Source organism: Gordonia sp. 852002-10350_SCH5691597, from assembly GCF_001665715.1.
GTDB classification, from domain to species: domain Bacteria; phylum Actinomycetota; class Actinomycetes; order Mycobacteriales; family Mycobacteriaceae; genus Gordonia; species Gordonia sputi.
This window is the reverse complement of record NZ_LZMO01000261.1, coordinates 1-21,619: the sequence shown is the minus strand read 5'-3', so window position 1 is coordinate 21,619 and position 21,619 is coordinate 1. Positions and strand designations below refer to the sequence as shown.

At 63.6% G+C, this 21,619-nt stretch carries 20 protein-coding genes; 8 read left to right on the top strand and 12 right to left on the bottom strand.

Translation table 11 applies throughout. The annotated features are described in order from the left end of the window. Positions 1–54 precede the first annotated feature (54 nt). The 3 genes from A5777_RS19505 to A5777_RS19495 form a co-directional block, all read right to left on the bottom strand. On the bottom strand, positions 55–906 hold the full coding sequence (locus tag A5777_RS19505; RefSeq protein WP_005203029.1) for a 3-hydroxybutyryl-CoA dehydrogenase: 852 nt from the start codon (positions 904–906) through the stop codon (positions 55–57). Positions 907–1,007: 101 nt separating this feature from the next. After that, positions 1,008–2,132: a DmpA family aminopeptidase gene (locus tag A5777_RS19500; RefSeq protein WP_064863914.1), complete on the bottom strand. Its 1,125-nt coding sequence runs from the start codon at positions 2,130–2,132 to the stop codon at positions 1,008–1,010. Next, entirely contained in the window at positions 2,129–2,773 is a 645-nt protein-coding gene (locus A5777_RS19495) for a TetR/AcrR family transcriptional regulator (RefSeq protein ID WP_005203033.1), read from the bottom strand. Before A5777_RS19495 ends, A5777_RS19500 begins: the two co-directional genes overlap by 4 nt. A gap of 119 nt (positions 2,774–2,892) precedes the next feature. Between A5777_RS19495 and A5777_RS19490 the strand changes: the two genes are divergently transcribed. Further along, positions 2,893–4,308 (top strand): APC family permease, encoded by a 1,416-nt coding sequence (locus tag A5777_RS19490; RefSeq protein WP_064863913.1) that lies wholly within the window; start codon positions 2,893–2,895, stop codon positions 4,306–4,308. Positions 4,309–4,321: 13 nt separating this feature from the next. On the opposite strand, the gene A5777_RS19485 is transcribed toward A5777_RS19490, so the two are convergent. The 7 genes from A5777_RS19485 to A5777_RS19455 all read right to left on the bottom strand — a co-directional run bounded on the left by A5777_RS19485 (position 4,322) and on the right by A5777_RS19455 (position 11,607). Then, on the bottom strand, positions 4,322–6,688 hold the full coding sequence (locus A5777_RS19485) for a lysylphosphatidylglycerol synthase transmembrane domain-containing protein (protein WP_064863912.1): 2,367 nt from the start codon (positions 6,686–6,688) through the stop codon (positions 4,322–4,324). A 103-nt stretch (positions 6,689–6,791) separates the two neighbouring features. Continuing rightward, positions 6,792–7,763 carry a hypothetical protein gene (locus tag A5777_RS19480; protein WP_064863911.1) on the bottom strand — a complete coding sequence of 324 codons (972 nt, stop codon included), beginning with the start codon at positions 7,761–7,763 and terminating at the stop codon, positions 6,792–6,794. Continuing rightward, on the bottom strand, positions 7,760–8,470 hold the full coding sequence (locus tag A5777_RS19475; protein WP_064863918.1) for a glycosyltransferase: 711 nt from the start codon (positions 8,468–8,470) through the stop codon (positions 7,760–7,762). The genes A5777_RS19480 and A5777_RS19475 overlap by 4 nt, the downstream gene beginning before the upstream one ends. Before the next feature lie 148 nt (positions 8,471–8,618). Next, positions 8,619–9,233, bottom strand: coding sequence for a methylated-DNA--[protein]-cysteine S-methyltransferase (locus A5777_RS19470; protein ID WP_064863910.1), 615 nt, complete (start codon positions 9,231–9,233; stop codon positions 8,619–8,621). Beyond that, positions 9,226–9,726 carry an RNA polymerase sigma factor gene (locus tag A5777_RS19465; protein ID WP_064863917.1) on the bottom strand — a complete coding sequence of 167 codons (501 nt, stop codon included), beginning with the start codon at positions 9,724–9,726 and terminating at the stop codon, positions 9,226–9,228. Before A5777_RS19465 ends, A5777_RS19470 begins: the two co-directional genes overlap by 8 nt. A gap of 60 nt (positions 9,727–9,786) precedes the next feature. After that, positions 9,787–10,773, bottom strand: coding sequence for a YihY/virulence factor BrkB family protein (locus A5777_RS19460; protein WP_064863909.1), 987 nt, complete (start codon positions 10,771–10,773; stop codon positions 9,787–9,789). Between the two features lie 198 nt (positions 10,774–10,971). Continuing rightward, positions 10,972–11,607, bottom strand: coding sequence for an LGFP repeat-containing protein (locus A5777_RS19455; protein WP_064863908.1), 636 nt, complete (start codon positions 11,605–11,607; stop codon positions 10,972–10,974). Positions 11,608–12,092: 485 nt separating this feature from the next. Here A5777_RS19455 and A5777_RS19450 point away from each other — a divergent pair, with 485 nt between their 5' ends. The 6 genes from A5777_RS19450 (at position 12,093) to A5777_RS19425 (ending at position 18,521) form a co-directional block, all read left to right on the top strand. Then, on the top strand, positions 12,093–13,868 hold the full coding sequence (locus A5777_RS19450; protein ID WP_064863907.1) for an oleate hydratase: 1,776 nt from the start codon (positions 12,093–12,095) through the stop codon (positions 13,866–13,868). A 192-nt stretch (positions 13,869–14,060) separates the two neighbouring features. Continuing rightward, entirely contained in the window at positions 14,061–14,489 is a 429-nt protein-coding gene (locus A5777_RS19445; protein ID WP_064863916.1) for a type II toxin-antitoxin system Rv0910 family toxin, read from the top strand. Between the two features lie 176 nt (positions 14,490–14,665). Then, positions 14,666–16,015 (top strand): NADP-specific glutamate dehydrogenase, encoded by a 1,350-nt coding sequence (gene gdhA, locus A5777_RS19440; RefSeq protein WP_064863906.1) that lies wholly within the window; start codon positions 14,666–14,668, stop codon positions 16,013–16,015. A 183-nt stretch (positions 16,016–16,198) separates the two neighbouring features. Beyond that, positions 16,199–16,597: a polyketide cyclase gene (locus A5777_RS19435; RefSeq protein ID WP_231895122.1), complete on the top strand. Its 399-nt coding sequence runs from the start codon at positions 16,199–16,201 to the stop codon at positions 16,595–16,597. Positions 16,598–16,700: 103 nt separating this feature from the next. Further along, the gene (locus tag A5777_RS19430; RefSeq protein ID WP_064863905.1) at positions 16,701–17,345 is read left to right on the top strand and encodes a dihydrofolate reductase family protein; all 645 of its coding nucleotides are present in this window, start codon (positions 16,701–16,703) and stop codon (positions 17,343–17,345) included. A gap of 87 nt (positions 17,346–17,432) precedes the next feature. Continuing rightward, positions 17,433–18,521, top strand: coding sequence for a hypothetical protein (locus A5777_RS19425; protein ID WP_064863904.1), 1,089 nt, complete (start codon positions 17,433–17,435; stop codon positions 18,519–18,521). A gap of 569 nt (positions 18,522–19,090) precedes the next feature. On the opposite strand, the gene A5777_RS19420 is transcribed toward A5777_RS19425, so the two are convergent. After that, positions 19,091–19,456 (bottom strand): TraR/DksA family transcriptional regulator, encoded by a 366-nt coding sequence (locus A5777_RS19420; RefSeq protein WP_064863903.1) that lies wholly within the window; start codon positions 19,454–19,456, stop codon positions 19,091–19,093. Positions 19,457–19,586: 130 nt separating this feature from the next. Here A5777_RS19420 and A5777_RS19415 point away from each other — a divergent pair, with 130 nt between their 5' ends. Continuing rightward, entirely contained in the window at positions 19,587–20,819 is a 1,233-nt protein-coding gene (locus A5777_RS19415) for an acyl-CoA dehydrogenase family protein (RefSeq protein WP_064863902.1), read from the top strand. Positions 20,820–20,963: 144 nt separating this feature from the next. On the opposite strand, the gene A5777_RS24365 is transcribed toward A5777_RS19415, so the two are convergent. Next, a complete protein-coding gene (locus tag A5777_RS24365) occupies positions 20,964–21,494 on the bottom strand; it encodes an LppP/LprE family lipoprotein (RefSeq protein ID WP_082933759.1) in 531 nt (176 codons plus the stop codon). Positions 21,495–21,619 lie beyond the last annotated feature (125 nt).

The window sequence follows — 21,619 nt, the reverse complement described above, 5'->3', positions numbered from 1 at the left end:
GTATAAGAGACAGGGTTGCTACCAGCCGAGGCCCTCGTTGATCAGAGCGTCGCGTCAGGACGAGTAGTCGTAGAAACCCTTGCCCGACTTCTTGCCGAGGTAGCCCGCCTCGACCATGCGCCGCAACAGGGGCGGCGGCGCGTAGTGGGGCTGGCGGAACTCGTCGTACAGCGATTCGGCGACGTCGAGAACGACGTCGAGTCCGACGGTGTCGCTGAGCGTCAACGGACCCATCGGGTGTCCGCAGCCGTTCACCATCCCGGTGTCGATGTCTTCCTTGGTGGCGTAGCCGCTCTCGTACATGCGGATGGCGTCGACCAGGTAGGGGATGAGCAAGGCGTTCACGACGAAGCCGCCGCGGTCGCCTGCCTGAATCGTCTTCTTACCGAGGTGATCTCGCGCGTACTCGGTGACGGTCGCCACTGCCTCTGGCGAGGTCGCCAAGCTGGAGATGATCTCCACGAGCGGCATGACCGGCACCGGATTGAAGAAGTGCACACCGACAACGCGACTCGGGTCTGCGACGTCCTTGGCGATACGGATGATCGGGATCGAAGACGTGTTGGTGGCGAGGATCGCGGTCGGAGCGGTGATCTTGTCGAGTTCGGCGAAGAAACCCACCTTGAGTGCCTCGATCTCGGGCAGGGCCTCGATGACGAGTTCGCGGTCGGCGAAGTCGGACACCGAGGTGGTCAGCGTCAGACGGGCCAACGCCTGCTCGGCATCGTCGGCGCTGATCTTCGACTTCGAGACCGCACGGTTGATCGACTTCTCGATGCGTGCGCGGGCCGCGTCAGCCGCAGCCTGGTCGCGCTCGAGAACGAGGACGTCGTCACCCGCGCGGATCGCGATCTCGGCGATACCGGCACCCATCGTGCCGCCGCCGACTACTCCGAGCTGTGTCATGGAGCTCCTCCAGATTGTGAAACGTGGTCGCAGGTCAGCCTACTGCGCAAGGGCCACACGAAATGAACCCGAGGTCGCGGCGGGGGTCCACCAACCCCCGATCAGGCTGTGAGCGCGGTGATCGCACTGTGCGGCAGCGCATAGGAATGATGCCCATCTCGTCCGGTCATGTCTTCGGCGCCCGCGAGCGCGTTGAGCACGGCTTCCTCGACCGCATACACCGTCGCCGCGTAGAGCGCGTCCATCCGATTCCACGGCATCACAGTCTGGGTGGTGAGGAGGACGTCGCTGTCCGATAGCGGAAATCCCGTCGTGGAGGAGCGATCATCTGCCGTCGAGAAGGCGAGGAACAGATCACCGGAGAACAGTGATCCGGTCGTACCGGTTCTGGCTAGTCCCATCGGGACTCTTCGCGCCATAGCGGTGCACTGTGCGGATGTTGTCGGAGCATCCGTAGCCACGATGACGATGACCGACCCGGCACCGCCCGGAACAGAGAGGTCGTGCTCCAACCACGGCTCCGTCTCCATCGGGTTGGGGACGTCGACCCGAGTTCCCACCGGTATTCCCGCAATGGTCAGTTCGCTGCGCGAGCCGAAGTTCGCCTGGACGAAAGCCCCAACGGTGAACTCGTGCGTCCCGATCTCGACGGCGCGTGACGCTGTGCCGCTGCCCCCCTTGAAGCCGTAACAGTTCATCCCGGTACCGCCACCCACGTTGCCTTCGGCTGGCGCCGCTGCCGAAGCGGAATCAAGTGCACCACGCACGGCGTTCGCCGTGACATGGCCGCCATTGATGTCGTTGAGGTAGCCGTCCCATGTCTCTGCGCACACCGGCAGCAGCCATTGTCTGCCCAGCACAGGATCTAAGCCGTTGATCCACTCGATCACTGCGGCATGGCACGTTCCAACGGCGTGCGTATTGGAGATCGTGATCGGCAGTGAGAGTTCTCCGACCTCGTTGATCCAGTGGGCACCCGTCATCTCTCCGTTTCCGTTCAGCGAGTAGAAGCCTGCCGAACATGGCCTACCCACACCGTTTCTGCCACGCGGGAGAAGTGCCGTCACTCCTGTGCGCACCGGCCCGCGGCCGACCTCGAGCGGGCCTGCCCCTTCGATGAGCGTGGTGTAGCCGACCTCGACGCCTGCAACGTCGGTGATCGCGTTCTTCGGTCCGGGTGTACCGGGAAGCGTGACCCCGAGATCGCGAATGCGTGGCCGACTCATGACGTCTCGTTTCGGTTCATCGGGGCACAGTCCGCTCCGACAATGTCGGGACAACCCGTTGCGGTACGCGCGTACGACGAGATCAATTGCACTGCACGGGAATAGGAGAGTGACGCATTTGCGGTGATTATGTGCAAGCCGTATCCGTCCTCGAGTGTCACCAGGTTCGCCGCGATGTCGACTGACGGCTCGGTCAGCGTGAAGTGCCCTTGGGCAACACCGACATCCAGAATTCCCATGTACAGGGCGACCTGTTTGTCGAAGAGCGCGGTGACCAAGATCGCGTGGTCATCGCGCAACCCGAGATGCGAATCGAGTTGATAGAGAGCAGATACCAATGCGTCGTCCCCTGATCGCGGGAGGCCCGCGGAGATCATCACTCGCAGCCGGTCGCGAGCATCTGCGAGTGACGAGACCTCGTGAAGGCGCGCCGCATAGAACCTGTCGCTTGCGAGCCTGTGCACTTCTTTCAGCAGCGTCTCGAAATCGGTGAAGTAGTAGTGAATGGTTCCTGTCGACACATCGGCGATGGCCGCGATGTCGGCGATACGGAGGGCCGCCAGACCGCGATCACGTATCGCGACGAGCGTCGCTGTAACTATCGCATCCCTCGCCGCGGCCTGGTCTTTGCGCCGAGCCATGACCCTCCTGTTTCACCAGTTAACTTCTGATTACGCGCCTTTCTACGCATTGACAGCATAAACACATAATTCTTTGATTGACCAGTCAAGAAATTTCCCGGTCACTTGAAGGAGCGCGCATGACCGACATCAACCCGCGCATCGCGCCGGCAGCAGGCGTCGCATACGAACAGCAACTCTCCCGGAGCCTCACGATGCGGGAGAACATCTTTATCACCCTGTCGTCGGTCACTCCGGCGTCGAGCGTGTTCATCATCGTTCCGGCCATCCTCTTGGCGGCAGGCGGCGCTTCGGTCCCGACAATGGCCATCGCCGCGGTAGCTGCCATCTTCGTGGGCATGTGTTACGCGGAGCTGGCAGCGACCTATCCGGTAACGGGTGGTGAATACACTTGGGCGGCAAGACTTCTGGGTCGTCCAGCGGGATTCGCATTGTTCTTGCTCACACTCGTCAGCGGTATCTTCATCATCGCGGTGATCGCGTTGGGTACAGGTGAATACCTCGGGGTTGCGTGGTCCGGGCTGTCCGGCAAGTGGATTGGGGTGGGGGTGATCGTCGTCACGACGGTCGTCGCCACGTTGAACATCCGGACCAATGCTTGGGTCACCGGACTCTTTCTCGTGATCGAGATAGCTGCCGTGACTGTGCTGGCGATACTGGGGTTTGCGCATGTGTCGCGCGGTCCGGGGGAGTTCGTCCACGCACAAACCATCGTCGACGGCTCACTGAGCCCTGTTGGATTCTCGGCCCTTGTCACGCTCGTACCGGTGGCGCTGTTCGCCTACAACGGATACGGAGCGGCCGTGTACTACGTCGAGGAAACGAAGAACGCCGGCAAGATGATTGGGCGGGTGATCATGGTCTGTCTCGCCGTTACCGTCGCCGTTGAGATCATCCCCCTGATGGCAGTGGTAGTCGGGGCACCATCGATGAAAGATCTTCTCTCGGCCGTGTCACCGATGAACTACTTTCTCATCGCACGCGGAGGGCCGACGCTCAACGTTGTCATCAGCGTCGGCATTGCGATCGCGATCATCAATGCGGTCATCGCGATCATTCTGCAGATCGCGCGACTGGTATTCGCATCGGCCCGCGATCGATCGTGGCCGAAGCCGGTCGACGACGTGCTCAGCCGCGTGCATCCTCGCCTGCACACACCCGTTGCCGCCACTGTGCTGGTTGGCTTGGTGGCGGCCGTCGCCGCCGCGTTCCTGCCACTCGACTGGCTCGTCAATGCAACCGGAGCAACGACGGTGGTGCTCTACCTGATGGTCGCGTGTGCGGCGCTACGTCTGCGACGCAGGGGAGCACCGACAAGCCGTGGCTACCGAATGCGCTTGTGGCCTCTGGCCCCGCTCGTCGTGATCGCGGTGTGCCTCTACGTCTGCTATCAGCTCATCACACCGGAGACATGGGTCCAATTGGCGATCGCGGTCGGCACGCTGGTCGTGGGTGCCCTGTACTACATCGCCTATCTCTACCCGCGTCGTGCCGATCGGTGGACTCTGCCCGACCCGATACACGAGGACGTGTGAGTGGCGTGCAGATTCAGATCATGTTCTTCCTGGTGAGCCAATGCATCACCGGCCATCCGACGAACACCGGCAGCCAACACGTCAGGACGCGATAGAGGAGGACTCCGGGAACGGCGACGGCAGACGGCACCCCGAAGGCGGCCAGTCCACCGATCAACGCGGCCTCCACCGCGCCGACGCCGCCGGGTGTCGGCGCCGCCGACGCCAGAGTCCCGCCGACCATCGTGACCACGGTCACCGTGATGAACGACACGGTGCCGCCGAAGGCGTGCACGCTCGCCCACAAAGCGAGCGCACCGCCGAGAGTTGTTGCCCCGCAACCGAGTGTGATGATGGCAAGACGCCGCGGCTCGCGCGCAACTGCTCGAAGATCCGCGAGCACCTCCCGCAGCTTCGGGCCGAGAGACGCGCCGAGCCAGTGTCGGAGTTTGGGAATGAACAAGAAGAGTCCCAGTGCCCCGAGCACGATGCCGGCCACCAGGTAGAGCACCGTGGCCGAGGGCACGAAATGCGAGAGGTCGGCCGACGTGCCCGCGACCGCGGTGAAGAACAGCAGCAGCACCACGTGCACGATCACCTGCACACTCTGCTGCAGCGCAACGGCGGTGGTTGCGCGCACCCCGCCGAGCCCAGCCTTCTGGAGAAACCGTGTACTGAGGGCGAGACCGCCCACACCCGCGGGCGTTGTCGTCGCGGCGAACGTGTTGGCGAATTGCATCACGGTCAGTCGCCACATGCTCGTCAACCCGTCTGCGCACGCCCACAACGCGGCCGCGGCGCCGACGTAGGTGAGCATCGACGCCGCGAGGCCCAGCAGCGCCCACCACCAGTCGAGAGTGCGCAGCTCACTGAAGAACGTTGGGACCGTGCTGATGAACGGATAGGCGACGTAGACCAGGGCGACGAGCAGGACGAGCTGGATGATCTGCGATCGGCTGAATCGCGTGATGGTCTCGGCGCGGATCTCGTCGGCACCCGTCTGCGACCGGATTTCCTCACGCGCCGACGACATCGCGCCTTTGCTGTCGGCCACGGCATCCCGGATCCGCCTCGGCAGGGCCGACGCGCTGAGTCGGCGGGACGCGATGAGTACGGCGTCGGCGCCGAATGCGTTGATGGCCGCGGTGACCGCGGCATGAGAGCCGTACAGATCGGTCGTGGTCACGAGAAGTTGGGCTATGTCGGACTGCAACTGGACATCGGAGGCCCCGAACTCGGCGAAGTGGAATCCGCCGAATCTGATGGCTCCGTCGATGACCGTGATCTGCGGGCCACGCAGATCCCCGTGTGAGATCGCCGCCGAGTGCAGCGCGTGCAGAGCTCCCCAGACCTCGGCGACCGGAACGTCGTCGCTGCACGCGTTCAGCGGCACGCCCATAGGTGGGGTCCCTGCGAACATCGTCCAGTCGCGATCGAGCAGAGCCACCGCCAGCGTGGAGCTGTTGGACAATCCGAGCCCGTCGACGGTCAACGTCATGAGACCCCGGTGTTCGACCATGCGATGCACGGAAAGCTGAAGTGGTGCTGCCTCTTCCGACCGTAAGCGGATCTTTCGCCAGAACTCGCGCAACAGTCCGGCGCTTCGCTGATTGGGTCCGTAGAGGTCGACGATGACGTCACGGTCCGCGGTTGCGACGAGTTCCAGGGGTCCGCGGCTCGCGGGTCGGATCACGCGCATCGAGGTCACCGACACCCCGCGACGGGCGAGCATCCGTGCCGCGTCCTCCAGGGGCACGACCAGCGCGGGCGTTCCCGCCACCCATACGACCAGCGCACCGACAAACCAGCCGGTGGCCAGCCCCAGCACGGCTCGAGCAGGAACGACCGCACTGACTACCAGGTGGATGGGAACGAACGCCAGCAACAGGATCCACCACCATCGACGCCACCGTGCGGGCAGCCAGGGTCCCGACACGGTCAAGACGGCCGCGAGCATCGCAATCCATCGAGGGTCGTCGAGGAACTGCGACAACAGTGAGTCCAGTCGTTCGCCTCGATCGAAATGCCAGGCGGGCGCGGCGATACCGTTCTCGCTGACCGAGAGTGCGAGGAAGCTGATCGCCGCCGCCGTCGCGTATGCCCACAACAGGCGCCACTGCCGCGCCGCCAGGAGACCGACCAGGATCATGAACGGCAGAGCGAGAATGGCAATGCCGTACGCGAGGTAGACCAGGCCTGCCTGCGTCGGGGTGAGGACGCCGACGATGTCGGAGATGGACTTCTCCAGTGCCACCCAGTCACCTCGGGTGATGAGCGAACTCACGACCACGACGATCAGCACAATCGCCGACACGACCAGCCGGAAGATGTCCGACGTGCGTCGGATCAGTGGCTGCAAGAGATCGCCGGTGACCGTGATCTCGCGTCCGTCCACATCCATCGGCTGTTCGTGTCTTCCCACAGTCCAGGTGCGCCGACGATCTGCCGGGCGTAGTAGACCCCAACATATCGGCACGACCCCCGACAACCCGGGAGGTGAGGGCCTAGCGGGAAGCCGTCCGTGTTCTTTCCGACACCACACGGCCGAGAGCCACGAGATCGGCATCGGCATGCGACTGGCGGACGTAGACCTGGAGGTCGGCGACCGCCTGGGCATGCTCGGCGTCGTGCACGAGCGGCCCCGGACCCAGTGCCCGGTTCACCCGGTCGATCACCGCACCAGCGACCTGTTCCACCGACCAGCGCACGATCAGTGCTCGTCGGCGGGCGAGTTCGGCATCGTACGGAGCGCCGTCGACGGCGCGCGCGGTGTCGTCGAGGAGCGCGACGGCTCCAGCGAGATGAGCCTCGACCGCGCCGAGATGCATCAGCAGAATGTCCGATGGCGCTCGCGTGGTGTCCGCCACAGCGGCATAGAGCACGTCGGCAACTTTGTGTGCGCCACCCGCCCAGCATGCGGCCACACCGATGCCGCCATGCCAGAAACCGGGCCGATCGAGGTAGGCGCCGGGCGTGCCGATCGGTTCGGCGGCAACGTCGTCGAGGATCACCGTGCCCGTCTCTGTCCGGTCCATACCCCTGGTGGTCCAGTCGGTGAGCTCCCGACGCACACCCGGGGCGTCGAGTGCGACGGCGAACAGTCGGCGTGCCGTGACATCGTCGACATCGGCGGTGATCAGCGCGTGGGTACACGAGACGACACCGGAGCACCATGGCTTGGCTCCCGAGAGCGTCCAGCCGCCGTCGGCGCCACATACGGCGGTCACGCGCGGCTGTGGGGGCTCGGCTGCCCACACGCCCCAGAATTGCTCCGGTGCCGTCCCGCGCCCGGTCAGTTCGTGCAGGATCGCGTCGGCATCGAGGTGTGCCTCCGCGAGCCGTCCCACGGCGATGTCGACGTGGCACAGATCCCGCAGCGTCTGCCACCGTGTCCCGGTGGCGCCCCCGCCCGGATACGGGATAGCAGGGGCACCCTCGAGGATGCGCCGTGCTCGTTGTGCTGCGGTCCCTGTCACGCGGGCCTCTCGGCAGTGGCGGGAACGGCCAGCGCACGCAGATGCGCCGCGAAACCGTGTGCCGCCCGCCCCTGTGCGCGGGTCGAGGTCACCACGGGAGCGTACGCAGACGCCACGACCCGCGCCCCCAGGGCTCGCGCGCGAGACACCAGATCGACGTCCTCTCCATGTGCGAGGGGAGCGAACCCGCCCACCGCGTGATAGGTCGCGGCACGCATCCCGAGGTTCGCGCCGTGGATGTGGCCATGCCCCTCCTCCTGGCTGTATCCGTCGAGGTATCGCTGTTCGACGTCGGGTGCCCACGCAGTGAAGTCGTCGGGCGTGACGGTCCCGAGATAACAATCGACCCCCCGATCTCCGAAATCGAGTTGCTGTTCGAGCCAGTTCGGCGGCACTCGGCTATCCGCATCGGTACTGGCGAACCAGGTTTGTGCCGAGTCGACGGCGGATTCGTTTCCGTATCTTGCGAAACCCTCACGCCGGGCTGCGCCGACCGAGGCGAACGCGCAGGAGATCACGTCGACGCCCAGCGGCACTCGCCGCGCCGTCGCGTCCGTGCATGCATCGAGAACGACGGTCACCTCCACCGAGCGCGTCGTGTTGCCGGCCGCGGTGAGCACGCTCGACAGACAGTCGTGGAGCAGGTCTTCCTCGTTGTGGGCGGGAACCACCACGACAACCCGGTTGATCGTCGCCGGTGACGACACGTCGGGTCCGCGCGTCTGCGCCGGTGAAGCAGAGAAAACTGATGCACGCACGGTGAGGCCCCCGGGAGAGGTCGGACGATCGCGGTGCCCAGTGGCTCAAGGCGTTCTCCCCAGTCTAGCCGGACAGTCGCACGACGCCGGGTTCGAGTCAGGCGGCTCGCTCCATCTCGAGGAGCGCCGACTTCACCTCCACCCCGCCGAGGTATCCGCCCAGTGTCCCGTCCGTGCGCAGGACGCGGTGGCACGGCACGACGACGGGTAGGGGATTGGTCGCACACGCTGTGCCGACGGCGCGCACCGCCTTCGGGTTGCCGACCTGGTGAGCGAGTTGGGCATAGGTCACGGTGTGCCCGTACCCGATGGTCGGCAGGGACCGCTGGACCTGCTGTCTGAATCCCGACGAGAGTCGATAGTCGAGAGGCAGCGAAAACTCGTGTCGGGTTCCGCCGAAGTACTCACCGAGCTGAGTGGCCGCATCGTCGAGCATCGTTGGTGCGCACAGTATTCGAGAGCTCACTCGCCGTGCCAGGTCGTCGAGAACGGCGTCGAATCCCTCCCTCTCGAAAGCGACCCGGACCAATCCCGCAGTGGTTGCGGCCAGCAGGAGTCGTCCGATCTCGGTGTCGACGACACGGTAACCGACGTCGACGATATCCTGTTGCAGCGCAGAGGATTCCAGCCGCGAATGCAGATCGTCGAGGTCGCGTTCCGCGATGGGGAGGTCGGCTACCGCGGCGTGCCGGTTCTGGATGTCGTCATTCATGGTCGTGCAGTCCTCGTGGGTTGTCGGGTTCGGCAAGTGTCCGCCGCAATGTCTTCATCCCGTCGGCAGCGGCACGTCGAACCGCGTCGGGGGTGCTGTTCAGCAAAAGTGCGGTCTCGGTGTGCGGGAGACCGCCGACGTAGTGGTAGGCGATGGCGAGTCGCTGACGGTCGGGGAGACGGGCCACGGCATCCCAGACGCCGAAGTGGTCGACAGCGTCTACGTGGTGGTCGCCGGCTTCTGGGATCGTCGCGGTCGGTACCGCCCGACGGTTGCGGCCACGAAGAACATCGACGACCTTGCGCTGGGCGACACGCACCAGCCAGGCTTCGACGTTGGTGCCGTCGGCGAGGTCGGGCCACGCGCGCAGAGCGGCGAGGAAGGTCTCCGACCAGGCATCGTCGGCGTCCGCGCCGGCACCAAGCGCCGCCCGGCACACCCGCAGCACCGTGGCGCCGTGGACCGATACCGCTCTCTCAAAAGGTTCATTCATGGCCATCACACGGTAGACGCACGAGGACATCGGAATGTGAGATCACGTTCTGCCCCGTCCTCAGAACCGGTCGACGTCGTCCGGAGAATTCAGCTGCTTGTCGAACGACACGTCGATCTCCTCGAATCCCTTGCTGCGCTGTGCCTGCGCCTGCGCTGTGTAGGCCGCCTCGTCACCTGGCGTCAAGACGACGTTGTCGGTGAACGGCGTGAGGACCGATCGTGGATAGAGCTTGTCGACACGCACGGCATTGCTTTCGAGGCAGAAAATGACCAGGACCGCTGCCACATACAGAAAGGCGAGCAGGCCGAGCACCACGGCGAAGACCCCATTGGTCGCGCTCGACCTGACGATCACCCGTTGCACGTAGACGCTGCCGAACGTCTGGAGCGCCTGCCAACACAGTGCGGCAGCGATCGCGCCGGGCAACACATCACGCACACTGACCGGGCGGGCCGTGCCGATGACGAACGCAATGGTGAACACGATGGTGTACAGAAGAACGGACGCCACGATGGCGAGCGGCCTACCCACGGATCCGAGGTCGATGGCAGCGATCACACCGTTCAGCACCGTCAGCCCGATGATCGACCCGCCGATGGTGAGCAACAGGCCCGCACCTTTGACGCGTGCCTGGATCGGGTTGGGACGCTCGTTACGTGGCACGTTCCAGATGATGTTCATCGCGTTCTGGATGGCTACCGCGACTCCGAGACCACCGTAGATCGCACCGACAGCACCGATGGTCACCGCGAGGCCACTGCCACCGATCGTGCCGGTGTCACGGAGTTGCGAGCCGATCACGGGAATCTGCGACAGCGCCGAATCGAGGATGCGATTCTCGAGCTCCGGATTATTGTGCAGCACGATCCCGAGAATCGAGGTGAAGACCAGAAGCAACGGGAACAGTGAGACGAATCCGTAGTACGCGATGAGCGCCGCGAGATAGCCACCCTGGTCGTCGAAGAACTTGTAGACGACTCCGAGCGGATAGCCAGTTGCGGGGTGCTTACGTTGAAAAGCGTCGATGCGCTCAGAAAAGGACATTCACGCGCCTTCCCGTCACCCCATCCCCAGGCGACGATCGGCGTAAGTCGCTGGTCACTCTCGTGTCCAAGTCTATTGGCGAATCCGTGCCATCGGGCTGCGACTCGCCGCAGTCCCACTGCCACGCAAGCGGCTCTCACCCCGGGACGAAGTGAGAGCCGCTTGCGATTGTCGGTTGCTGATGTCAGCTGTCGAGCACTACTGCGCAGGAACGACCTTGCCGTTGACGGTGACCTCTACTTTGTCCGTCGACGCTGTCCAGGTGATCTTCCCGTGTTCGAATGTCGACGTCTTCACGCCGTTCTCGTCGGTCTCGTCGCTGGTCGCCGTTCCGAGCGGACCCTGCGAACCGCCCTTCCCGTCAGCCGACGGATTGCCCTCGGCGTCACGCTTCACATTCCAGGCATCGCGGATCTTGCCCCATGTGATGTATGCAGGCGTCGACTCCTCGCTGTTCTTCGCGGTGATGACGCCACCGGCGAACTGCTGGAACACCACGCCGTTCTCGCCGGTCCCCGATGCTTGAGCGCCAGTGCTCGGTGCCCCGAGATCTGTTTTCTGTTGCTCGGTGGCGGCGTTGTACTTGGCCGCGATCGGGCCGGTCAACTTGACAGTGCTGCCGTCGGCCGCCTTCAGCTCAACCGATGCACCAGCAGCCGCCGCCGACCCCGACATACCGGCCATGCCCTCCATGCCGGATGTTCCTTCGGCAGCCGACGACGGCGACGATGCCGCCGAATTCGAATCGTTGTCGTCACTGCAACCGGCAGCGATGAGTGTCACTGCCGATGCCGCCGCCACAAGGCCCGCGATGCGACGAGTGCTCTGCTTCATTGGTTCCCCTTCGTTTCTGACTCTGGGTGCACGCTCCGACAAGAACGCCGTAGCGACGGTAAACACAGTCACAGGAACGAAACGAACGCAATGCGCGGAACGGTGCAGTGTTGCAATGTTCCGTCGCAGAAGCCGACATTTCAGACGCAGATCGTGTCCTGATTGTGAGTTCGACTGGTTCCACATGGTGTATCCGTGCACGGGAATATGCCGGGCAAAGGTGCCGTTGAACATCTCGACGGTGTTGGATTCACTGCCCCGGGTCCCACCCTTCACCGCTTCGAGCGGACTATTTGCCGAGAGGCGCATTGACCGGCACCGTCATTCGCAGAAACCGCCGACCCCGATAGGTCGGCGGTTTCTGCTGTCCTACAACAATTCATCTTGATCGCGGGCCCAAAACGGGTTCGGGCGACTAGCGTCGATATTGTTCGAGCTCGATCCGATACGAGCCATTTGGCTCGATGACATGAGGTGAGACGCGCGTGTATCGAAGTAATGGGAATTTCGAAGCGTTTGGTCGGCCAGAAAAGCCGGCGGGGATCGATGGAAAGACAGCCCATTTCGTCGGGTCCGGATTGGCGTCTCTCGCGGGAGCGACCTTCCTCATTCGCGACGCGCAGTTGCCGGGCGACAAGATCACCATCTACGAGGAGCTGGGGCTGCCCGGTGGCAGCATGGACGGAATCCTCGACGAGCACAAGGGTTTCATCATCCGAGGTGGTCGCGAAATGGAAGCTCACTTCGAGACGCTCTGGGACCTGTTCAAATCGATACCCTCCCTCAGCGTCGAGAACGCATCCGTGCTCGACGAGATGTACTGGATCCACAAGATCAATCCCAGTTCGAATCCTGCACGGGCGATTCACGACAAGGGCGCGAAGATCGACCACATGACCGATCTCACCCTCACCCGTGGAGCGGCAGAAGAACTGATGAAGCTCGTTCTGACGCGCGAGGAAGACCTGCAGGACAAGCGGATCGACGAGGTCTTCGGCAAGGAGTTCTTCGAGTCTCACTTCTGGCTGTACTGGGCGACGATGTTCGCGTTCGAACCCTGGGCCAGCGCACTGGAGATGCGACGGTACACCTTGCGCTTCATTCACCACATCTCGACACTGTCGGATCTCACGTCACTCCGCTTCACCCGATACAACCAGTACGAATCACTGATCAAGCCGTTGGTTGCTTATCTCGAGGGTCATGGTGTCACATTCGTCTACAACACCCAGGTCGACAACATCGACCTCGACAGCACCGGGTCGTCCAAGCAGGCCAAACGAATCCACCTGACCGAAAACGGCGAATCCAAGACCGTCGATCTCACCGAGAACGACCTTGTCTTCGTGACCAATGGCTCGATCACCGAGTCGTCGACCTATGGCGACAACGACACCCCCGCACCTGTCGTCACCGATGACGGTGGCGCGTGGTCGCTGTGGAAAAACCTTGCCGGCCAGGATGCGTCACTGGGTAAGCCCGAGAAGTTCTGCGAGAACATCCCCGACGCCAACTGGAGTATCTCGGCCACCGTCACGCTGACCGACGACAAGATCTGGCCATACATCGAGAAGATCACGGGACGTGATCCACGGGACGGGGAAATCGTCACAGGCGGCCCCTGCACCATCGCCGACTCGAGTTGGCTCTACGGATTCACCGTGAGCCGCCAACCCCATTTCGCAGCGCAGGATCCCCAGAAGGAACTGGTGGTCTGGCTCTACGGGCTCTTCTCGGACAAGCCCGGCGACTATGTGAAGAAGACGATCCGAGAATGCACGGGTGCAGAGTTGTGTGCCGAGTGGCTCTACCACATGGGAGTACCGAGCGACCAGATCGATGGCCTTGCTCGCGATTCGGCGTCGACGGTGCCCTGCAACATGCCCTACATCACGTCGTACTTCATGCCGCGGGCACTCGGCGACCGCCCGCTGGTGGTGCCGAAGGACTATTCGAACCTCGCGTTCATCGGCAACTTCGCGGAAACCGAGCGTGACACGGTCTTCACCACCGAGTATTCGGTCCGCACGGCGATGGAGGCCGTGTACACACTGCTCGGCGTCGATCGCGGAGTCCCCGAGGTGTTCGACTCGTCCTTCGACATCCGAGTGCTGCTCTCGTCGATCTACTACCTGAACGACCGAAAGTCGTTGACCGAGATCAAGTTCCCGTTCATCGAGAAGCTGATCGGAAAAGCGGCCCTGAAGAAGATCGAGGGCACTTACATCGAAGAGCTTTTGCAGGACGCCAAGCTGATCTGAGCGGTCCCGGCCTCGGGCTCCAGACGCGGCCAGAACTGGCAGACGCGGTCGGTGTACCGGCCGCGTCTGCCAGCACAGGCAGCGTTCAAGCATGTGCACCCCTTTCCCAGGCGGAGCTCCTCGACGAACTCCGGTCACTGATCGGTAGCGTCGACGTGGAAGAAGCCCGCAACTCCACGAAAGACGGTGCCCATGGCCGACGTCGACGTCAGTATCGACTCTGAACTCTCTCCCGAGCACGCATGGAGCCTGGCGTCCGACCTGTCGCGCTTTCCCGAATGGATGACGATCTTCGGCGGTTGGCGCAGTGAACTGCCCGACGAGATCACCGAGGGAACCGAGATCTCCTCACTCATCAAGGTGAAGGGCTTCCGCAACGTCATTCACTGGACGGTCACCGAATACGATGCGCCTCATACGATTTCGTTGACCGGTCACGGTCACGGAGGTGTGCGCATAGCCCTGCGGATGACCGTGTCGGAGACCGACGTGGGCTCACGCTTCCATCTCCACGCCACCCTCGACGGCGGCCTGCTGAGCGGCCCGATCGGTCGGTTCGTCGCCAAGATCATCACCTCCGACGTACGACGCTCCATCGAGAACCTCGCGGCGCTGCGCTAGCGGTCGTCGACCTTGCCGGGTCCGATAAGTGCGTTATTTCTGTCTGGCGATAGGGTCGCTGCAGATGTGCTCGGGCCACGTGTTGTCAACCCGACATCGTGAACCGGGACGATCCACGATGTCGCGGGAGTCCACACCGGCCCGGTCACGCCGAGCGCAGGAAAGGTGTTGGCGACATGTCGAAGATCGATGAGACGGTGCAGGACCTCTACGACGAGGTGGTGGCCCGCAATCCGGGCGAAGTCGAGTTCCATCAGGCGGTACGCGAGGTGTTCGACAGCCTGGGGCCGGTGTTGGCCAAGCACCCGCACTACGCGGACACCGGGATCATCGAGCGCCTCTGCGAACCAGAACGACAGATCATCTTCCGCGTGCCCTGGGTCGACGACGCTGGGCGCGTGCGGATCAACCGTGGGTTCCGCGTCGAGTTCAACTCAGCGCTCGGACCGTACAAGGGTGGCCTGCGTTTCCACCCGAGCGTCTACCTCGGAGTGATCAAGTTCCTCGGTTTCGAGCAGATCTTCAAGAACGCGCTCACCGGCCTCCCCATCGGCGGAGGCAAGGGCGGCTCGGATTTCGATCCCAAGGGTCGATCCGACGGCGAGATCATGCGGTTCTGCCAGTCATTCATGACCGAGCTGTACCGCCACATCGGCGAGCACACCGATGTCCCGGCGGGTGATATCGGCGTCGGCGGTCGGGAAATCGGCTACCTCTTCGGGCAATACAAGCGCATCACCAACCGCTACGAGTCCGGCGTACTCACCGGAAAAGGATTGTCGTGGGGCGGCTCGCAGGTGCGGACCGAGGCCACCGGCTATGGCGTCGTCTTCTTCGCGCGCGAGATGCTCAACGCCAGGGGACAAGACCTCGACGGCAAGCGCGTCGTCGTCTCCGGCTCCGGCAACGTCGCGTTGTATGCGATCGACAAGGTCCACCAGCTCGGCGGCCGGGTTGTGGCCTGCTCGGATTCCGGTGGCTACGTCGTCGATGAGGACGGTATCGACCTCGAGCTCCTCAAGGAGATCAAGGGTGTTCATCGCGGGCGTGTCACCGACTACGCCGAGAAGCGCGGTGCACCAGCACATTTCGTGTCTTCCGCCTCGATCTGGGATGTGCCGACAGACATCGCGATTCCCTGCGCCACCCAGAACGAACTGAACGCCGACGACGCCACGAACCTCATCGCGCATGGCTGCACCGTCGTCGCCGAAGGCGCCAACATGCCGTCCACCCCGGAGGCGATCAAGGCCTTCGCGTCGTCGGATGTGCTGTTCGCTCCCGGTAAGGCCGCCAACGCCGGCGGCGTCGCGACAAGCGCACTCGAGATGCAGCAGAACGCTTCTCGCGACTCGTGGAGCTTCGAGCACACCGAACTACGACTGGCCCAGATCATGCGAGGCATCCATGAGAACTGCCTGCGGACAGCCGACGAGTACGGGGCGCCCGGCGACTACGTGCTCGGCGCAAACATCGCGGGGTTCACCCACGTCGCCGACGCGATGCTCGCGCTCGGGGTGATCTGACGCGCCGCGTCATTGCCGCACACCCGGCTGATCGTTGAGCCCTCAGCTGACCGTCCGCCACCGTTGCTGTTTCGCCGACATGGTTGCCAAGCGTCGGCGGCTTCGGCACGGTGGAGGTATGAGCGAACACACGAGTGTCACGGTAAACGAGTCATCGATGCACCGGCCGACCAGGTCTTCGACGTGCTCAGCAATCCTCGGCGACACCCAGAACTCGACGGTTCGGGATTCGTCCGCAGCGTCGACCATGCCGATCGGATTCAGGAGGTCGGCGACGTATTCACCATGAACATGGAGGGTGCGCACATGGGCGGGGAGTACAAGACCGACAACCACGTCACCGGTTACGCGAAGGACAAACTGCTCGCATGGCAGACCGCGCCGGCCGGCACCGAGCCTCCCGGCTGGGAATGGGTGTGGGAGCTCGAAGCCCAGGGGCCCGACAAGACGCTCGTGCGTCACACCTACGACTGGTCGAAGGTCACCGACAAGGACCTGCTGAAAAAGGTGAGCTTCCCGCTCGTCACCGAGGAGCAGCTCGAAGACACGCTGGGCAGGTTGGCAGCCGCGGTCAGCAGCTGAGAACCGGCGGCGCCATCATCGATGAGTTCCGCGCACGCGCGTGGTCAGTCGTAGGGTGACTGCGATCAGCGGTCGCTGACGACGAGGACTAGGGAGTTTCACGATGGCACGCAAGGCGCAGGTACGGGTCGACCTGATGAACGTTTCGCTCGACGGCTACGCCGCGGGCGATCACATCACGCTGGACGAGCCGATCGGCGGTGCGGGTGAACTGTTCGGCAATTTCGACGGACGTGTGATTGCTGGAGTCCAGAATGCGGATGCACCGATCAGCGCGGACCGCGTCTTCTCCAGCGTGTGGGGTCAGGGTGTCGGCGTGGAGATCATGGGCCGCGGCAAGTTCGGGCCGCAGCAGGGCGAGTGGCCCGACGACGGGTGGCGCGGCTGGTGGGAAGACGAACCCCCGTTTCAGACTCCGGTGATCGTGTTGACCCACTACGAGCGCGAACCCATCACATTCGACAATGGAACCGTCTTCCATTTCGTCGACGCCTCGCCCGCGAAAGCGCTCGAACTCGCACTCGACCTCGCAGACGGGCTCGACGTGCGCATCGGCGGCGGACCGTCGACCGTGAATCAGTTCCTTCGCGACGATCTCGTCGACTTCATGCATCTCTCCATCAACCCCATCGTGCTCGGCGGGGGAGTGTCGTTGTGGTCAGGCCTGGGCGGGATTCACACACGCTTCGACATCGAGTCTGTGCCGACGTCGACCGGGCTGATCCATCAGTTCTGGAACCGTAAGTAGCGACGAGAAATCGCAAGCACGTCCCGATCACGTTTTTTGCTGGATACACTCATTCGGTCAGCGTCAACGGCCTCTGGGATACGGGCTATGCGAGTGAAATGGGCAGCAACGCGCGCGTTGGTCGTCGTCGCGTCGATCGCCCTGTTCGTCGGTTCGATTCTGGTCGGGTCTTCGGCAGCCCGTGCCGATGTGATCGCGCCCGCCGCTGGCTACGGCTTCGCCCAGGGCGCCCCGCACTTGACCATGAGTGCGGCGGATCTGAATCGGGAACTCGATGCTGTATCGAAGACGAACGGCCAGTGGTTGCGCGTACTCGTCAACTGGTCGGCGATCGAGAGCACGAAGGGCACGTACAACTGGGCCGCGACGGACCGGGTGATCGAGGCGGCACGTGCTCACAAGCTGAAGGTGCTGTCGTTGGTGTTGTCGACTCCGGCATGGGCACGACGCGGGGGCGCGTTGGCGTGGATGTACGCACCCCCGTCAAACCCCGCGAGCATTGCCCCGTTCCTGAAGGCTTTCATCAACCGCTACCCCGACGTGAGACGTCACGAGATCTGGAACGAGCCGAACCTGCCGACCTTCTGGGGCTTGTATCCGGCGAATCCCACCGAGTACACAGCGTTGCTGAAGGCGTCGTATACCGCGATCAAAGAGGTACAGCCGTCGTCGACTGTCGTTGCCGCGGGGATGAGTCCTGGCGCCGGGGCCGTCGACTTTGTCACCAAGATGTACGCCGCGGGTGCCAAGAACTACTTCGACGCCACTGCCATGCACCCTTACGTGTTCCCAAAGGGCATAGCCTCAAAGCCCAACGGCTGGAGCGAGACTCAGCAAATCCGCGCGGTGATGACGTCGAATGGCGACGACGGCAAGAAGATCTGGCTGACGGAGATGGGTGCTCCGACCCGACCGGCCGCGGGGACATCGGGCTCCAGCAACCTGGGTCTTGGCTCACTGGGATTCGGGGCAACCGACATGGTGACCCAGCAGGAGCAGGCGACGCAGATCGTTGACGTTCTGCGGGCGGCCGGACAGTCGGGCTGCTGCGGCCCCGCGTTCATCTACTCGGTTCGGGACCAGGGAACGTCGTCGAACAATCGGGAAGACAACTTCGGTGCACTGCTCACCAACAACTGGCAGCCAAAGATCATGGCGACGGTGTTGGCGAAATAGGTCCGATACCCCTCGGTTGGTCGCACCAGGCCTGCTCGGCTTCCCGTTTTCAGTCATTTCTGAACCGTCTTCGAAAGCCGACCTGGCCTTTTACAGTCAGGCACCTCCGAGATTGACTGAAAACGGGAGAGGTCTGGAACGTTTGCGGACGGAGGCCGGGTTGGCCCGCCGTGTCAGGCGTAGCCGCTGAAGTCGGTGGCTGAGTTGCCTACCGCTGACGTCGACGATCCGTACTCGCCGATATACGCGGCTTCCTAGCGCGGCCAGTCGAGGAAGCGGTCGCCTGCGTTGTCGCGATACCGCCCCGGTAGAGCCGTTCTTGGTGAGCCACCACGATCCTCGTGCAGCGTTGACGGCGGCTCGTGCGGCTCGACGACCGCGATCGACATCCACGGGATTCAAGGCAGGTTGTGCCTTGTCGGAGAAGATCGAGCGCTTGGGAGTGCGTGCCATGAGACCTGCCCCCCTCGTCTGGTCCGGGGCTCAACTCTTGTAGGTTGGTGGGGCCTTGAAAAGTGTTGCGGCGGTTGTTTGAACGAGCGTCGCGGTGCTCTTGTGTGAACGGCGCATCACCACCGGCGCGTCGAACACTTTCTGGCGCAGTCGATGCACTGGCGTGCGGCGGGCAAAACGTCGAGCCGTTCGGGATCGATCTGCTCGCCGCACGTCTCACATCGTCCGTACGAGCCACGCTCGACCCGCTCGACTGCGGAATCGATCTCGACCAGCCGGTCGCGCGAACGCTGGAGTTGAGCGACGAGGTGTCCGCGCTCAACGGCGAGCGTCGATCCCTCCGGGTCGTGCTCGTCGTCGGACGCTTCGTCGGAGGTCGCCTCGAGCACCGCGGCCAGCCGTGTAGACAGCGACTCGATCAACTCCACCGTTCTATTGCGCTCCGCCACGAGCGTGTCGATGGACTGGTTCTGCGAGGTCATGTCAGCAAGATTCTACGCTGGGGATCTGCCACGTCCGAGGCGCGAACGGGCACCAACATCCTCGCCGAGTAAACATCCCCGTGAGCACAACGGGTGCCAGCGACGCACGAACATGAAAGCTTGACTTCCCATGACCACTTCTTTGACGCCGGATCGTCCCGCACAGGTCGACGACCGTCCCACCAGTTCCGACCCCGCCACGTTCGACGACGTGTACGCGACGATCGCCGCCGGGGCGGTGGAGCGGGAGCGTTCACGTACTCTGGCGCATTCCGAGGTAGCGCTGCTGTGGGAGCGTCGCTTCGGTGCGTTGCGACTGCCGGTCGACCGTGGAGGAGCAGGCGCCTCGGTGCGAGACCTCTTTTCGGAGCTGATCGCGCTTGCCGCTGCGGATTCGAACATCACCCAGGCATTGCGTGTGCACTTCGCCTTCGTCGAGGATCAGCTGATCGCAGGCGACGACAGACGCATTGCCGCGATCGCGGACGGCATCCTTGTCGGGAATGCGATCACTGAACCTGGATCCGGTGCCATCGGCGGCTACCACACCCGGCTAACGCGGTCAGCTGACGAATGGCGTCTGAACGGGGAGAAGTTCTACAGCACGGGATCGTTGTACGCCGATCACATTCTGGTCGCCGCCGATCGCGACGGTGAACGGGTCAGCGTTCTCGTCCCCTCCACACGCGAGGGTGTCGAGCGGATCGACGACTGGCGCGGCTTCGGCCAGCGTCTCACCGCGAGCGGGACAACGCTGTTCACCGACGTCGTCGTCCACGACGACGAGATACTGGGTCCTGGTTACGGAACTGCAGGACCCACCTATGCGACGGCTTACCTGCAACTGTTCCAGCTAGCAGGTCTGGCGGGCATCGCGCAACGCGCCACCGACGACCTCGTTCAGTGGGTGTCGGCGCGGGAGCGAACGTTCACTCATTCGGTTGCCGACCGCCAGCGCGACGACCCCTTGGTCCAGGAGATCGTCGGACACCTTTCTGCCACAGCGTTTTCCGCTCGATCAAGTGTCTTGGCGGTAGCCGACCTGCTTGATGATCTCCTCGCCACCGACCCCGAGAACGCCGAGGCGATCACCCGCGTCGAGCTCGCCGCGGGCCGGGCGCAAGCCTCTGTCGCTGCGCAGGTGCTGGCAGCGACGAATGAGCTCTTCGAGGTCGGCGGGGCATCGATCGTCGCCGAAGAGACTGCGCTGGACAGGCATTGGCGCAACGCTCGTGTACTCGCCGTGCACAATCCGATCAATCAGAAACTGCGCGCAATCGGCGATCATCTGCTCAACGGCACCGACCTCCCATACGCGTGGAGCGCTGGCGTACGCAACAGCGCTGCACCAACAGGGCAGTGAGACCGAGAACACATGCTCCGACTACCGAGGCCGATAACGCTGGCGCGGCCGCCGCGCATACCGGCCGAGCCCGACGACGAGGAATTCCTCGCGCCCCGGCGGCTGGAAACGCCGATTCGACGCAGCACGAGGTCGGTGCCGAACTCACGCGTTGGCGGGGGGCAGCTCACCGAATCGGAAGAACGAATCCCACAGTCCCACATAGGTTGACGAGACAGGACCACCGGTCGGGAACGCGTTGGCGTCGCCGGGATTTGTCCAGCGATAGGTGACGGTCACGCTGATCGGCGTCGAACCCGTGACCGATACGAATCCCGTGGGTTTCCATGCGGAGCCGAGGTACTTCCCAGGACGAAACAGCAAGACCGCAACCGGCGAGGACCCCGTGCCCCCCGAGGTCTCGAATTGCGCCCACATGAGGAGCGGACACCAGGGGGTGCGGGCACTCGACTTCGAACTCAGAACCCAGTGCAGATCTTTGCGCCCGAGGGGCGGGCCGATCTGACGAAGTCCACGCTGAACCTCTGACGACGCAGCAGAAAGACACGCTCCACCGCCAGATGTGCCTGCCTGGTGTGCACCTGCCGGCGCCGCTACAGCCGGTGCCGCGGCTGCCGTTGCCAGGATTGCCGACGCTGCCAGCGCGCTCAGCATGCTTGTTATACGACGAGACATGGCGCCTCCACTTGATTCGGTTCAACGTTCCCAGCCTTGTGTGACAGATGGGGCTGGTGCACGAGTAGGTGACATCTGATCTGGCTTGCCCTGCCGGGCGGCCTGGAAGGATGCCAGCTGTGCCC